1 protein-coding gene is annotated in these 781 nt (G+C 76.8%); it reads right to left on the reverse strand.

Annotated elements, in window-relative coordinates; genetic code table 11:
• Positions 1–53: 53 nt before the first annotated feature.
• Positions 54–781: cobalt-precorrin-6A reductase (locus CCN35_RS27265; protein ID WP_086794693.1), on the reverse strand; the 728-nt coding region annotated here is incomplete at its 5' end.

The raw sequence follows: 781 nt of genomic DNA on the forward strand, positions 1-781 counted from the left end.
GCAGAGGAGCAGGGGCGCCCGGAGGAAGCGGGGAAGGAGCAGGCGGGCGGGTGTCAGCCGAGCACCGGCTCCAGCCGTTCCAGTACGGCGGGCACGTCCGGCACCGCGGTCAGCCGCGACGGCAGCGGCGGGCGCCGTACGACGACGACCGGCAGTCCGAGACGGCGCGCGGCGGAGAGTTTGGCCGCCGTGGCCGTGCCTCCGCTGTCCTTGGTCACCAGGACGTCGATGCGGTGCGCCCTGAGCAGTTCCGTCTCGTCGGCCTCGGTGAACGGGCCCCGGGCCAGGACGACGTGCAGGTCCGGTGGCATCGGCGGCTCGGGCGGCTCCACCGACCGCAGGAGGAAGTGCAGGCCGGCCAGGTGGGCGTAGGCGGCGAGGCCGAGCCGTCCCGTGGTGAGGAAGACCCGGCGGCCCAGCCGGGGCAGCAGTTCCGCCGCCTCGGCCGGTGAGTCCACGATGTGCCAGCGGTCCCCGGGCCCCGGCCGCCAGCCGGGCCGGCGCAGCACCACCAGGGGTGTGCCGGTCGCCGACGCGGCCCGCGCCGCGTTGTGCGTGATCGTCTCGGCGAAGGGGTGCGTGGCGTCGACGAGGGCGTCCACGCGGTGCTGTCGCAGCCATGCGGCCAGCCCCTCCGCTCCGCCGAAGCCGCCGACGCGCACCTCCCCGTCCACCGCGCCGGGCCGCGTCACCCGCCCCGCCAGGGAACTGGTCACCCGCACGCCTTCGCGCGCCGCGAGCACCGCGGCCAGCTCACGTGCCTCGGCGGTGCCGCCGAGGA

Origin of the sequence: Streptomyces thermovulgaris (assembly GCF_002155915.1) — a bacterium.
GTDB lineage: Bacteria > Actinomycetota > Actinomycetes > Streptomycetales > Streptomycetaceae > Streptomyces > Streptomyces thermovulgaris.